The 13460-nt window shown below is 69.2% G+C and carries 12 protein-coding genes; 5 read left to right on the plus strand and 7 right to left on the minus strand.

The features are described 5' to 3' along the window. Positions 1-61: 61 nt before the first annotated feature. Positions 62-391: a hypothetical protein gene (locus tag ASG52_RS18265; RefSeq protein WP_056246401.1), complete on the plus strand. Its 330-nt coding sequence runs from the start codon at positions 62-64 to the stop codon at positions 389-391. Positions 392-410: 19 nt separating this feature from the next. Here the strand turns inward: ASG52_RS18265 and ASG52_RS18270 are convergent, their stop codons facing one another. The 7 genes from ASG52_RS18270 to ASG52_RS18300 all read right to left on the minus strand — a co-directional run bounded on the left by ASG52_RS18270 (position 411) and on the right by ASG52_RS18300 (position 8048). Beyond that, complete coding sequence (locus ASG52_RS18270; protein ID WP_056246404.1) at positions 411-1379, minus strand: glycosyltransferase family 2 protein; 969 nt, start codon at positions 1377-1379, stop codon at positions 411-413. 13 nt (positions 1380-1392) lie between these two features. Continuing rightward, a complete protein-coding gene (locus ASG52_RS18275; protein ID WP_162250013.1) occupies positions 1393-2361 on the minus strand; it encodes a glycosyltransferase family 8 protein in 969 nt (322 codons plus the stop codon). A gap of 53 nt (positions 2362-2414) precedes the next feature. Further along, positions 2415-3314 (minus strand): glycosyltransferase family 2 protein, encoded by a 900-nt coding sequence (locus tag ASG52_RS18280; protein ID WP_056246411.1) that lies wholly within the window; start codon positions 3312-3314, stop codon positions 2415-2417. Positions 3315-3337: 23 nt separating this feature from the next. Then, positions 3338-4780: an oligosaccharide flippase family protein gene (locus ASG52_RS18285; protein WP_056246414.1), complete on the minus strand. Its 1443-nt coding sequence runs from the start codon at positions 4778-4780 to the stop codon at positions 3338-3340. Then, the gene (locus ASG52_RS18290) at positions 4777-5931 is read right to left on the minus strand and encodes a glycoside hydrolase family 5 protein (protein WP_082552632.1); all 1155 of its coding nucleotides are present in this window, start codon (positions 5929-5931) and stop codon (positions 4777-4779) included. The genes ASG52_RS18285 and ASG52_RS18290 overlap by 4 nt, the downstream gene beginning before the upstream one ends. A gap of 8 nt (positions 5932-5939) precedes the next feature. Further along, positions 5940-7262: a polysaccharide biosynthesis/export family protein gene (locus tag ASG52_RS18295; RefSeq protein ID WP_056246420.1), complete on the minus strand. Its 1323-nt coding sequence runs from the start codon at positions 7260-7262 to the stop codon at positions 5940-5942. A 138-nt stretch (positions 7263-7400) separates the two neighbouring features. After that, a complete protein-coding gene (locus tag ASG52_RS18300) occupies positions 7401-8048 on the minus strand; it encodes a sugar transferase (protein WP_082552633.1) in 648 nt (215 codons plus the stop codon). 785 nt (positions 8049-8833) lie between these two features. Between ASG52_RS18300 and ASG52_RS18305 the strand changes: the two genes are divergently transcribed. The 4 genes from ASG52_RS18305 to opgC are packed head-to-tail and all read left to right on the plus strand — an operon-like array spanning position 8834 to position 13419. After that, positions 8834-9877 carry a Wzz/FepE/Etk N-terminal domain-containing protein gene (locus tag ASG52_RS18305; protein ID WP_056246423.1) on the plus strand — a complete coding sequence of 348 codons (1044 nt, stop codon included), beginning with the start codon at positions 8834-8836 and terminating at the stop codon, positions 9875-9877. Positions 9878-9930: 53 nt separating this feature from the next. Then, positions 9931-10680, plus strand: a complete 750-nt coding sequence (locus tag ASG52_RS18310; protein WP_056246425.1) for a WecB/TagA/CpsF family glycosyltransferase — start codon at positions 9931-9933, stop codon at positions 10678-10680. A gap of 41 nt (positions 10681-10721) precedes the next feature. Then, positions 10722-12155, plus strand: a complete 1434-nt coding sequence (locus ASG52_RS18315) for an O-antigen ligase family protein (RefSeq protein WP_056246429.1) — start codon at positions 10722-10724, stop codon at positions 12153-12155. Between the two features lie 22 nt (positions 12156-12177). After that, entirely contained in the window at positions 12178-13419 is a 1242-nt protein-coding gene (gene opgC, locus ASG52_RS18320) for an OpgC domain-containing protein (RefSeq protein ID WP_056246432.1), read from the plus strand. Positions 13420-13460 lie beyond the last annotated feature (41 nt).

Below are 13460 nucleotides of genomic sequence, written 5' to 3' on the forward strand. Positions count from 1 at the left end.
CTTCAGGGGGAACGGCGCGGCCCGGCGGGAGACCGGGGAAGCGCCGACGAGGACGAACGAGATGACGCATCCACGCCTGCGCTTCGCACGGCCAGCAGGGAGCCTGCCCGCCTCGACCGGCTGGCCGCTCTTCGGCGGCTGGCTGCCGATGGTCGGCTTCGCCGATCCGCGCTGCCACGCCGACGGCAGTCCGTGGGACGGCGTCAAGGATCCGGGCTACGTGACGACGATCCTGGTCGCGGGCTGGCTCAACCGCGCGGTCTCGATCCGGGTCGGGGGCGTGCGGCGGCGTAAAGTCAGCCCGGACGCCCGCAGCCTCGACCGGGCGGTGAGCGAGATGGACGAGCGCATCCGCGCCGCCCGACAACGCTCGGAGAGCGGCGAGCGCTGAGCGCGGCCCTCCCAAAGGATCATCGGCGGCGCAGCTTTCGCAATGCGAGATGCGCGACCGCACGCCAGCAGGCCGGTTGCAGCGCGTGGCGGAGCACCACGCCGGGGTCGCGCCGCGAAATCCCCTCGCGCAGGCCGACATAGGCCCGCATCTCGGCGAGCGCGCCGCGATAGGCGGAATCCGCCCGGACCGAAGCGGGCTCGGACGGGGCAAATCCCAGCGCATCGTAGGTCGCGCGCAGCGCGTCGAGGTCGGCGGCCTTGAGCTTGCGCGAGAGCGAGGTCGCGACCATCCGGTAGCGATAGCCGGCGCGCCCCGTCACCGCCATCTCGGTCCCGGCCATGAGGCAGCGCAGGCACAGCAGGAAATCCTCGCCGATGCGCACGTCCTCGTCGTAGCGGATGCCGTGACGGGTCAGGAAGGCGCGGGAAAAGATCGGCTTGAGGAAGCCAAGATTCGAGCGCCCGTCCGTCATCCGGTTGCGGTTCAGGTACTCGGCGATCCCGACGCGCAGTTCCGCCGTCTCGGCCAGGTCAGGGACGAGGGGCCAGGAGCGTTCGGGCTCGCCATCGGGGAAGCAGGCGACGTTGTCGGCGGCGACCATACAGCCGGTGTGCTCGGCCAGCGCGATGAGATGACGGGCGCGCTCCGGCTCAACCGCGTCGTCGGCGTCGAGGATGGCGATCCACGTGCCGCGAGCGCGGTCGATCGCGAGGTTGCGCGCCGCCGACGGACCGCCGCCGCGCTCGCGCCGGATCAGGACCACCCGCGGGTCGCGGGCGGCCAGCGCGGCGACGCGGGTCGCGGTGTCGTCGGTCGAGGCGTCGTCGAGGACGACGACCTCGACGCCGACGCCGCGCTGGTCGAGGGCGGAGGCGAGCGCCGCCTCGATCCAGGGGGCGGCGTTGTAGGCAGCCATGACGAAGCTGAGATCGGGCGCGTCCGTTCGCGCTGGCGCCGCTGGCGCGATGTCGGTCAGGGCACGCACGGGTGTGAGGCTCCTACTGGCCGGCCCGCGCGCCGTACATCAGGGCCGCGGACTCGGGCTTGGCGATGCGGCGCAGGGTGCGAAAGGGGCCGGGGAAGTGCCAGCGCAGCCAGGTCTTGGCCTGGAGCACACGGTCGGCGACGGTCTTGGGCCGGGCGGGGGCCATGCCGAGCCCGGCCCGGCGCGCCACCGAGAAGAAGGCGCGGCTGTAATGCACCCGGAAGCCGGCGTTCCACGGCTTATGGGAGGTGGTGTAGTGGACGATGCTGGGGTTGGCGCGCAGCGCGGCGTATTCCGCATCGTCGAGGCCGAGGAACCCGGCCGGCACGTCGGCGCAGCGCGGCTGGAAGTTCCAGCGCGGCGAGAGGAAGTGGACCTGCCCGCGCAGCGCGAGGTTGAGCGCGTCCTGATCCATCCAGGGCAGGCGGTGGGCCTCCCGCACCAGCACGTCGAGGACGCGGGCCTCGCAATCGAGGGCGCGCCAGCGCTCCATGTCGATCAGGAGCACGCCGGAATTGAAGTAGGGCTCGTCCGGGGCAAAGCCGATGGCGTCGAGATCGAGCCGGAACGGATCGCGCACCGCCCCGAGCACGGCGCCGTGGAGATCCGCGTTCCAGAGCGGCGTGAGGTCGGCGGAGACGACCGTGTCGGCGTCGAGATAGAGGACGCGGGTGTGCGAGCGGTCGATGAAGCGGTCGAGCAGGATGCGGGTGTAGATGCTGCTGCTGAACTGACGCGTCACCGGTAGATCCGGCAACGCCGCCGGATCCATCGCGCGGAAGTGCAGGCGTAGCGCCGGATGGCGAGCGCCCAGCGGCGCGAATACGGAATCGACCTGCGCATGGGTGAGGCCGCTGCCGACGAGGGTGACGTCGATGGGCTTGCCCGGATTGCTCTCGAGGATCGAGGCCAGGGTGATGCCGGCCTGCCGCAGATAGGCGGCATCGATGCAGAGCAGGAGGCAGATCGGTCGATCGGTCACGAACGGCTCCGGGTTCGTTTTGGCATGCACCTGGGCGAACTTCCTGGGCGAACTCACCGGGCGAGCGGACGGGACAGGCCGAAGGCCGGCTCGGCTCCGCTCCCCCGCCGCGGGAACAGGCCGACGATGGGCAGCGTATCGCGCAAGGTCTCGGCGTAGGTGCGGGCCGGAACCCGCCCCTGCAGCGTGAAGACGAGGCCGACGAGGAGCTTACGCAGGTACTCGCGCATCAGCGCGGGCCGGCGCCGGGCGTAGCGGGCGAGCACGATGGCGGCGCCATGGTAGTAGCGCGCCGCCGCGCTCCGGTCCGCCGGGGGATGGCCCACGAGGGGGCGATCGACGAAGCCCGTGGCGTTGCCGGCGAGCAGCGCACGCACGGCGTAGTCGGTGTCCTCGCCGCCGCGGGCGGGGGTGCCGAGGCCGAGGGTCGGATCGAACGCGCCGAGCGTCGTCGCGAGCGACCCGCGCAGGAACATGCTGTTGGACATGGTCAGCCGGACGATCTGCGAAGGCTTGGCCGGGGCGATGTCGCGCAGGCCGTCGGGCCCGTCCTCGGGGTCGTTGGCGACGCGGCAGAGGAGGAGGTCGAGGCCGGGCCGCGCGGCGAAGGCCACCTCCAGCCGCGCCAGGAAGCCGTCGGCGTAGAAGCAATCGTCGTCGGGGAAGGCGACCACGTCGTCGGCTCCGAACGGCGTCTCGGCGAGGGCGCCGGCGATGAGCTGGTTGCGGGCCGCCGAGATCGAGGCGCGCCCCGGGATCGCCGAGACCTGGGTCTGCGCCGGCAGGCTCGCCCGCTCGGCGGCGAGCGTCTCGGGCGGGCAGTTCTGAAGCAGGAGGTGGTGGTGAACGCGCACGCCCGCGGCCCGGCTGCGCTCGACCGAGTCGAGCAGGCGCACGAGGTCGGCCCGGCGGGGCCCGCGCCAATCCGTGGTCGTGAACAGGTGGATCGCCATCTCGGCTCCTCAGGGGCGTATCGTCAGGTCGTGAACAGCATCCGCAGGCCGATGCGGCAGCGCAGGACGATCAGGCCGTAGGCCGTCGCCGAGAGGCCGAGCGCCACCGCGCAGGCGACGCACCACGCCTGGAAGCTCATCTGCGGCTTCAGCCCGGTCAGCAGCGCCAGCGAGGCCAGCAGCGCCAGCGGCACGGCGATGACGAGCCACGTCGTCGTGCGGGTAAAAGCCTGCTCGCGGATGGCGCGGCGGGAATAGACCAGCAGGCCGACGAACTCGGAGACCGCGAGGCCGAGGAGGAAGGCGTTCACGTCCCGCTGCCACAGCAGCAGCACCGCGCCGGGGATGACGGCGAGCGCCGACAGGATCGAGCCGAAGGCGACAAGGCGGGTGTTGCCCGAGGCGTAGGCCTGCGGAGCAGGCAGGAGCATCAGGAACTTCACGCAGATACTGATGCCGGCCAGGCACATGAACAGGCGCGAGGGCTGGAAGGCCGGGCCGAACACGAAGGCGAGCACCTGATCGCCGACGAGGCTCAGGGCCAACCCGTAGACGAAGGCGATGCAGGACAGGATCCACGCCCAGGTGTCGAACAGCTCGGGGCCGCGCTTGCGCTCGTGATTCTCGACGAAGAGCGGCAGGAAGATGCTGGTGAGGAACTTCGCCGCCACCGTACGCGGCAGCGTCGCGGTGCCGTAGGCGACGTTGTAGAGGGCGAGCTGCGCCGGCCCCAGAACGCCGCCGACGAGGAGCCGGTCGCCGAGCGTGCAGGCGACCGCGAGGCCGTTGATGAGGAGCGGGCGCCCGAACCGGGCCACCTCCTGCGCGGCCTGGGTGCTCCAGGCGAGTCGGAACGGCGTCGGCGACAGCAGGTGCGAGAGCGCCACCGTGGTCAGCGCGGTCGCCAGCATCCCGTGCAGCATGCAGGCGAAGCCGTAGCCCATCCAGGCGGAGAGGACGGTGACGAGGGCGCCCATGGCTTGGGCGCTCGCCAGCACGGTCGCCTCGCGCCAGAACACGTAATGGCGCATCATCTCCTTGACGCCGAGATTCTCGAAACCGCGGACCACCACGACGATGCCGAGAAGCGCGTAGACGGTGAAATCCCCGTGCGCCTCGAACAGGCCGGCGATCCAGGGCGAGGCCGCCACCAGCACCAGCCCGATCAGCGCCGCGCGGATCAGGGCGAGGCTCTGGAGCGTGCCCATCATCAGGGCGGGCGGGGTGTCCGAGGTTTTGCGCACGGCAAAGACCGGCAGGCCGAAATCGGTCAGCACCTCGACGATGCCGATCACCACCGAGAGCGAGATCGCGAGCCCGAAATCGGTCGGGGCGATGAGGTGGGCGAGCGCGATGTTGCGCAGGAACGGCAACACGGCTTCGAGCATGTTGGCCACGAAGAGCGGCCCGCTCGATCCGATGCCGCCAGTGCCGCCCCGCAGCTTGCGCCCGAGCCACGCCCTCATGACGCGCCGATCCCCAGCGCCCGCAGCGTGTCCGGCGCCATGACGCGGGCGCCCGAGGGCGGCAGTAGCCCGAAGGAGGGGGAGTAGTCCCACATCGCCCAGCCGAAGCCGCGCGATTCGCAGGCCTCACGCACGCTTCTGAGCCATGCGAGCCGGGCCTCGACCGGCGCCTTGGGCTCGTAGACGCCGAACTCGCCGACATAGATCGCTGGGCCGCCTTCCGCCTTCTGCCACGCGGCGAGCCGGTCGAACTGCGCCGCCATCGCAGCAGAAGTGAACGCGCCCGCCGCGATCTGCGAGCGGACATGGCCGCGGGCCTCGTCGTCGCGGGTGGCCCCTGCTGCGGCGCGCTCGGCCTCGTCCTTCGGGATCGGCCAGCCGAGGCCGTCGATCCGGCGGGCGACGTCCCAGCTCCAGGTCGTGGCCTGATGGGTGAACAGCAGCGGCGCGTAGCAATGCACGGTATAGACGATCGCACGGTCGTCGTAGGCCTTGTGCGCGACGAGGTCGTCGATGCCGGACCAGCCGCCGCCGTTGGCGACGACGCGCCCGCGCCAGCCGGCCCGCCGGATCGCCGCCAGCGCCTCCGCTTGAAGCGCCCACCACGCCTCGCCCTTCAGGGGCTCCGGCTCGTTGAGGATTTCCAGCACGAGACCCGGCGTCTGCGAGGGGCTGAGCGCGGTGGCGAGCGTCGTCCAGCCGGTGAGGAAGGCGCGCGCGCCCTCCGACGTCTGCAGCGGCACCTTGCCGGCGCCGACGGGATGGAGATCGAGCACCGTCGTCAGGCCCAAGCGGTCGATAAGCGCCAGCGCGGCGCGGACGGCCTCGAACACCGGCCCGTTCAGCTCCGTGCCACCCTGAGACAGCAGGATGCCGGGATCGACCGGCAGGCGGACATGGTCGAAGCCGGCCCGCGCGATCCGCTCCAGATCGGACGGGGCGATGTAGCCGGCGAGGTGATCGCGCCCGTAGCCGCGAAAGCTCTGGGCGAACCAATGCGACAGGTTCACGCCGCGGCGAAGCGGTGCTGCCTCGGACAGGGCCCGGACGGCGGAGGGGGCTGCGAGCGCAGCCCCGGCGAGGCAGGCGGCCCCGCCGAGCACGGCCCGGCGATGCGGCAGGAACGGCATCCCGTCTATGGACCGGGTCATTCGGCGCGTCACTGCGACAGCTCCGGCACCTCCGTGTGCAGGGCGACCTCCACGGTGTCGCCGGGCCGCACGGGCGAATCCTCGCTCGCGGTCTCGCTGCCGCCGCCGTCGAGGCCCGAGCGCACGATGCGGATCGAGGGCTTCGCGCCGCCGCCGCGGACGAGCTGGGAGCGGATCATGCCGGTATAGGTGATCTTCTCGCTGACCGCCTGGAGCTTCGATTGCAGGCCGCCAAGCTCGACATTGGCCTCGTCGAGATCCTTAAGCAGGTCGGCGCGGGTCTGCTCCTCGAGGCGGACGACCTTACGGGCGGCGTCGTCGCGCTCGCGGATGGTGTTGGTGAGCTGCACCCCGGTCTGGAGCGACTGGGTCGCCGAGAACAGGAACAGGCGGCGCGCTTCCGACAGGCGCGTCATCGGCAGGTTGCCGCGCTCCGAGAATTCCTTGAGCTTGTTGTAGTCGGCGGTGTCGGCCTGGGCGTTCTCGTCGTCGCGCACCTGGCGCGAGCGCAGCAGCGCGATCTGGTCGTCGGAGACCGAGACCGTACGCTGCAGGAAGGCGCGCTCCGCCCCGTAGCGGGTGCGCTCCAGTTCGAGCTGCTGGCGGGCGTTGTCGCGGGTGCGGTCGAGGAGTTCCTTCGGCAGCGGCGCCTGGGTCAGCTGCTCCAGCGCCTTCACGTCGGCGGTCGGGTCGTCGGCGGCGGCCTTGCCCTTGGCAGGCGGCGAAGCGGGCGCCTGGGGTCCGCCGGGGGCCGCGAGCTGCGCCTTGATGCGCCACACCTTCCCCTGCAGCTTCACGTACTGCATCCACAGGGTCTGGTAGTCGTTGCGCAGGTCGGCCGATTCGAGGAACGGGTTGGTCATGCGGAAGCGCATGATCTCGAAACCGCCGGCCAGCGACACCGCCTGCCGCACCGTCATCCCCGGCCGGTAGGCCTGCTCGCCGGGCTTCGACACGTCGCCGTTGAGGTAGACCGGGCGGTACTCGGCGATGCTGACCGTGACGGCGTCGGGGCTGATCGCCGTGACGCTCTCAGCGCCCGCGGGGGTGCGCTGCTGGTAGAGCTTCTTCGACATCTCCTCCTTGACCGCCGCCTGGGCCGCCGTGAGGCCGAGGCCGCCGACCGGGACCGGCTTGATCATCGGCAGGGTGACGAGGCCGTCGAGATCGACCACGCTGCGCTGCTTGAGGTCGGGGATGCCGGCCACCGCGACTTCGAGGGTGTCGCCGGGGCGGATGATGTACTCCGCCAGCGCGGGGCCGGCCGCCGTGCCGGTGAGCACGGCGACCAGCGCCATCTGCGTCGTCCACCGAGCCGGTCGCAGCATCATGATCTGCCTCGTCGTTGAATCGGGGCGGGGTGCCGATTCGGCACGGAGCCAGAACCGTGCCGGAGCCTGGCTCCGGCCGCGTCGTTTCGCGCGCCGATCGTGGAAGGGGAGGGGCGCCCGGAGCGGCCGGGCGTCGGGTCAGTAGGCGGTCGAGCTGAACATCATCTCGCGCACGGTCGCGCCGATGATGCGCAGATCGGAGGCGAGGCTGGCATTGCGGATGTACTCGAGGTCGAGGTCGATCCGCCGCTCCATGTCGGAGAGCTGCGGGGTGGCGCCGCGGGCACCGCGGACCTGGGCGAGGCCCGACAGGCCCGGCCGGGCGACGAAGCGGTCGGCGTAGCGCGGGATGCGCTCACCGTAGAACGCGTCGTGCGCCATGGCGTGCGGGCGGGGCCCGATCAGCGACATGTGACCCTGCAGCACGTTGAAGAGCTGGGGCAGCTCGTCGATGCTGCTGCGGCGGATGAAGCGGCCGACCGTGGTCACGCGGGGATCGGCGCGGGTCGCCTGGACCACCGCCTCGTCGGGCACGACGTGCATCGAGCGGAACTTGTAGATTTCGAACGGCTGACCGTTAAGGCCGCAGCGTTTCTGGCGGAACAGCACCGGACCTTTCGAGGTCGCCCGCACCAGCAGGGCCACCACGATCAGAAGCGGCAGCAGCAAGAGGATCGCGGAAAGGGCCGCGGTGAAGTCGAGCGCCCGCTTCTGGCGTGAATCGAGATAGTTGCGGCGCGAGCGCGCGCTGTATCCGCGCTCGCGCAGACGTACGACCGTCGGCATCGCGCGCGAAGCGACTTTGGGCCAACGCGCATTCGGCAATGCGGTCGATGTCGCAACACCGGCGTGCTCGCGCCGCAGCCACGGGGAAAGCCTGGGGCGTGAAGACTCGGCCGCCATTCGTTCTCTCGCTCTGCTGACAATCTCTCCGTATTAATGCGAACGGGTAACGATCGGTCAACGCTATTTTGCGCCGCAGCGGAGCGCCGCACCCAAACAGTGATGAAGATTTAGTCAATTTTTTGAAGGCGAAAATGCGGCGCTTCGTGATCTCCCGAGACGCCAGAAGCGTTCCCACCCGGAAGGTAAATAGTCGGTAAATCATTTGTGACGTTGTCGTCGTGAATTATGGTTCTATCTAAGCCCGCATCCGCATCGCCCAAAGCGCCCCTCGACAGCGCTGGGCCGGCAAAATTCAGGGATTCAGGCAGTATCGTACAGGCCTCTTGCAAAGATATTCAGCTCACTATAACTTGAGTCATGCCTCTGGAACTCGGCCAAGCGTCACTGTTATTCTACTTAGCCGTATAGTGGTGCTGATATTTTACGCTGTTGCTGCTCAAAGTTTGAGCGTGCAATTTGCAAAGGGATGCGATTATTTTCGGCAGGCAGCGTTTCGGCACTGCACACAAGGTTCGTTTCCCGAGATGCTGCGGTGCGCACGGTGCCCGACCAGGGCTCCCCTGCGACACCAGAAATGCATCGCCGGAGACGCCTCGTCATCTTGCCGGCAAGGCATCTCGACTTCGCTCGGCCCGGGCGTTCGTCATCGCAGGAGGCAGAATCGCATGGGGGACGCTCTGCGGTTGGAGGCTCTGCTCCGTAGTATCGAGAATCCGCAGCCGCTCACGAGCGCCGCGCCCGAGGGACCGTCGCCCGTCGCGACCGCGATGAAGGCGGTGCTCAGCCATTGGCCGACCATCGCCCTGACGAGCGTGGCGGCGGTCGCGGTGGCGGTGGCCTATCTCGCGACGGCGACGCCGCAATTCACGGCCTCGGGCCTGATCCTGATCGACCTGAAGAACGGTGCGAGCCTCCGCAGCACCGCTCCCACGGTCTCCGACGCCAACGTCGACTCGGCCAATATCGAGAGCCAGGTCGAACTCCTGAAATCCGAGCGCATCGTCCGCCGGGTCGTCGTGGCCCAGAACCTCGCCGACGACCCCGCGCTCCAGCCCGGTCCGCTCGCCCGCACCCTATCGGCGATCACCGGCACCGTGATGTTCTGGAAGCAGCCGGCGCCCGCGGCGGAGGGCGCCGATCCGAAGGTCACGGGGGCGGCGCGCGCCCTGCAGAAGCTGACGACGGTCAAGCGCCTCGGCACCACCTACGTCGTCGAGGTCTCGGCCACCATGCCGAGCGCGACCCAGGCCGCGGCCGTGGCGAACGCCTACGCCGACGCCTTCATCCAGGATCAGGCCAGCCTGCGCGAGGAGCTGTCGCGGCGCATGAGCAACATGCTCAAGGCCCGCACCGACGAGCTGCAGGCCGAGACCCGGAAGGCCGAGAACGCCGTCGAGCAGTTCAAGTTCTCCGGCTCGCTCGCGGGCGAGAGTTCGGCGCTGGCGCGGGTGACCCTGAAGAACCTCGAGAGCAAGGCGCAGACCTACCGCGTCCTGCACGACAAGTTTCTCGAGCGCTACGCCGAAACGTGGCAGCAGCAATTCATGACGCTGCCGGACGCCCAGGTCGCGAGCCTCGCCTACCCGCCCCAATCCAAGAGCGCGCCGAAGTCGGCGATCATCCTGGCGGCCTCGCTGTTCGTCGGCATGGCGCTCGGCCTGCTGATCGTCCTGCTGCGCGACCGCCGGATCGTCGGCCTCGGCACGTGAGGCCGGCCCTGCGACACGACACCGATGAAATCGAGATCAGCGGAGGCCGTTCCATGTTGACGTCGGTCGATATCCTCGGCGTGCGGGTCCATTCGGGCTCTGTCGGTCACGTCGTCCAGCACATCGACGGGCGCATCCAGTCCCGCGACAGCACCCGCGTCGCGTTCCTGAACGCGCATCTCTCCAACCTCGCCTCGACCAATTCCGAGCTGCGCGGCTGCCTCGACCAGTTCCTCGTGCTCAACGACGGGGTCGGCCTCGACATCGCCCGACGGGTGCTGCACGGCGAGCCGTTCTCGGAGAACCTCAACGGCACCGACTTCGTTACGAACTACCTCGACCGAACGGTCCACGACCTGCGCATCTACCTCCTCGGTGCCCGTCCCGAGGTGGTGGCCGAGGCCGGGCGCCTCATCGCCCGGCGCTGGCCGCGCCACGCGATCGTCGGCACCCATCACGGCTTCCTCAAGGAAGCCGACCAGGACGCCTTGAGCCGGACGATCACCGCGGCACGTCCCGACCTGATCCTCGTCGGCATGGGCAACCCGATCCAGGAGAGCTGGATCGCCGCCCACGTGCCGGGCATCTGCGACAACGCCATGGCGGTCGGCGCGTGGTTCGACTTCCTGACCGGCACGGTGCCGCGCGCGCCTGCCTGGATGCGCCGCACTCGCCTCGAATGGGTGTTTCGCCTCTGCGTCGAGCCGCGGCGGCTGGCCCAGCGCTACCTCGTCGGCAACGCGGTGTTCCTCGCCCGCCTCGGTCTCGCCAAGCTCCGCCCGCGCCAGCTCACCCCCGGCTGACCCGCTCCGCCCCGTCCTTCCCGCCACCCGCGCGAGGCGCCATGCAGGCCGCCGGCCTCACCCCGCACCGAGACTGGATCTGGCTGCCCGCCGCCACCGCGGTGGCGATCGTGGCGGCGGTCGCGCTGCTCGTGATCGGCTTGAGCGCGACGGAGGGCGAGAGCCTGCCGCCGGTGATCATGCTGGCGGCGCTGCCGCTGCCGATTCTGCTGTTCGTCGGCACCCAGACGCTGGCCTGGAACCAGAGCTACGCCTTCTACGGGGCGATCCTCGTCATCATCCTGCAATGCGCGAACCTGCGGGTGCGGGAGATCGAGGACAAGACGATCGACTTCCAGATCCTGATCAAGCTTGCCTGCGTCGGCTCGATGCTGACGCTCGCGCTCGCGGCCATGGTCCGGCGCTGGCCGCTGCGGGAATCGTCCGAAGCGCTGCTGTGGTTCGCCTTCTTCGCCTACCTGATCGTGACCAGCGCCAACTCGGTCCAGCCGACCCTGTCCTTCGTCGAGACCGTCTCGAACATCGCTGCCTTTCTCTACGTCTACAGCCTCGTGCGCTTCCTCGGGGTGCGCAACGCCACCGGCATCCTCATCACCGCCTGCTTCGTGCTGTGCATCGTGTCGATCGCGGCCTATTTCCTCAACCCGCTGCTCGGGCGGATGAGCGACTGGGTCAACGGCGCCTTCATCCCGACCTCGCGGCTCACCGGCGTGTTCGGCACGGCCAACGCCGCGGGCGCGGCGGCGGCGATCGGCATCATGCTGACGGTGCTGTTCTCCGGCCTGTCGCTGCGGCGGCCCCTCTTTTACGTGCTGATCGCCCCGATGGCGTTCTGCCTGCTGGTTTCCAACAACCGCATGTCGGTCGCCGCGATGATGGCCGGCCTCCTCTACGTCTACGCCATGCGCGGGCGCTTCGGCATCAAGTTCGCCCTCGGCCTGCTCGTCGCCGCGCTCGGCGTACTGGTGATGGCGAGCTTCGGCGACTCGATCATGAGCGGCCTGTCGCGCTCAGGCTCGGCGGACGAGATCACCAGCGGCACCGGGCGCACACGGATCTGGGCGGTGGTGATCGAACTGTGGATGGAGCAGCCGCTGTTCGGCTACGGCGCGGGCTCGGCCAAGTTCATCCTGCCGTTCCATCCGATGTTGTTCAAGGCGGCGGCCCACGCCCACAACATGTATCTCAACATCCTGTTCTCGGGCGGCCTCATCGGGCTGTCGATCTTCCTGACGAGCCTCGTTCTCACGTTGCGTCGGGCGTGGTCCGCCAGGGCGCACAACGTGATCGGCATCGTCATCTTCTACCTGCTCTACGGCATCACCGAGCCGACCATCGGCGGCCTGGTGTCGTTCCTGTCGCTGAGCTTCTACGCCTTGCCGTGCCTCGCCCTGGCGGCGCAGGCGTCCGCGGGCCGCCCACGCGAGGCAACGCGCGCGATCGCGCCGTTCCGATACGTGCCCTACCGTCCCTGATGCGCTGAGCCGCGAGGCCGTGATGAGCCAGATTCGATCGAGCGATCGTGCCGCGGAGGCGACCGGCGTTAGCGCGCGCATCCTGGAGATCGATTTCATCCGCGGCTTCATGCTGATCAGCATGGCGCTCGACCATGGGACCAGCCTGTGCCGGGCGATGGGTCGGCACGCCGCGAGCCCGATCACCATCGCCCAGGTGCTGCCGTCGACGACGGCCGAAATCTTCTTCCTGATGAGCGGCTATCTGTTCGGGCATACGCGCCTGGCGAAGATGACGGCCGTCGATCGCACCTTCCTCGGCGACACCCTCAAGCGCACGTGGCAGCTCTACGCCTACAACGCCGTCACTCTTCTCCTCGTGATGGCCTTCATGAGCCTTGCCAGCCCGACGCTGCTCGGCGCGGGCCGGTTCGATCTGTTCGCGACCGACCCGTTCACGGCCGCGCGCAACTTCGTGCTGATGCGCTCGGCGCCCTTCGGCTTCGACGTGCTGCAGATCTACATCATCTTCTTCCTCGCGACCCCGCTTTTCGCCTGGCTGCTGCTCAAGTCGCCCAGTGCCGCGCTGGCATGGCTGGTGACCTGCTGGGTGGCCGTCGGGATCTGGTCGCGGACCATCGGTCTCGAACACGACGAGACGATCGCCATCAACATCTGGGCTTGGCAGATCACGTTCTTCGGCGGGATGTGGCTCGGCGTCGGGCGGCGCTACGCGGGAATCGCCCGCGTCATCGTCACCGATCCGAGGATCTTTCGCGGGGCGTGCCTCCTCCTGGCCGTCATCGCCATCGGATGGATCGGCCAGAAGTATCCGCACCGAATGGGCTTGGACGAATCGCCGTGGATCCTGCCCGGCGTGGACCGGGCGACACTGGGGCCGCTCAAGATCGTCTCCTCGCTGTGCGTCGTCGTCGCCATGATCTGGCTCGCCGACCGCTTCCGGATCGTCGAGACCCAGATCGGACGGGCGCTCGCCATGCTCGGTCGCCACTCGCTGGCCTGCTTCTGCGCGAGCAACTTCGGCCTCTACTGGGTCGCGCTCGCGTGGCAGGCGAGCGGCTCCCACGCGGTGTTCTGGCTCGCCGAAGGATTGTTCGTCGCGTTCATCTTCGGCTGGGTCGCCCTGGTCTCGACCGTGATGCCCGCGGGCTCTCCGAAACGTAAGGCGACGCCGCAACCGTCGGCAGGCGCCGTGGACAAGGATGTCGCAACGCCGGACTGGACTTTGACCGGACATACCCATCCGGTCGGCGGTGTCCGCTGACGCCATGATGCGTCACGCCGCTCATCACGTGTGTTCGGACG

This window comes from Methylobacterium sp. Leaf456 (assembly GCF_001425465.1).
Classification (GTDB): Bacteria; Pseudomonadota; Alphaproteobacteria; order Rhizobiales; family Beijerinckiaceae; genus Methylobacterium.

Bases quoted from the DNA above. Each gene is read 5' to 3' on its own strand.
- ASG52_RS18290 (WP_082552632.1), bottom strand. From the start codon at position 5,931: ATGACCCGGTCCATAGACGGGATGCCGTTCCTGCCGCATCGCCGGGCC.
- ASG52_RS18280 (WP_056246411.1), bottom strand. From the start codon at position 3,314: ATGGCGATCCACCTGTTCACGACCACGGATTGGCGCGGGCCCCGCCGG.
- ASG52_RS18310 (WP_056246425.1), top strand. From the start codon at position 9,931: ATGTTGACGTCGGTCGATATCCTCGGCGTGCGGGTCCATTCGGGCTCT.
- ASG52_RS18265 (WP_056246401.1), top strand. From the start codon at position 62: ATGACGCATCCACGCCTGCGCTTCGCACGGCCAGCAGGGAGCCTGCCC.
- ASG52_RS18305 (WP_056246423.1), top strand. From the start codon at position 8,834: ATGGGGGACGCTCTGCGGTTGGAGGCTCTGCTCCGTAGTATCGAGAAT.
- ASG52_RS18300 (WP_082552633.1), bottom strand. From the start codon at position 8,048: ATGCCGACGGTCGTACGTCTGCGCGAGCGCGGATACAGCGCGCGCTCG.
- ASG52_RS18295 (WP_056246420.1), bottom strand. From the start codon at position 7,262: ATGATGCTGCGACCGGCTCGGTGGACGACGCAGATGGCGCTGGTCGCC.
- ASG52_RS18285 (WP_056246414.1), bottom strand. From the start codon at position 4,780: ATGAGGGCGTGGCTCGGGCGCAAGCTGCGGGGCGGCACTGGCGGCATC.
- opgC (WP_056246432.1), top strand. From the start codon at position 12,178: ATGAGCCAGATTCGATCGAGCGATCGTGCCGCGGAGGCGACCGGCGTT.
- ASG52_RS18315 (WP_056246429.1), top strand. From the start codon at position 10,722: ATGCAGGCCGCCGGCCTCACCCCGCACCGAGACTGGATCTGGCTGCCC.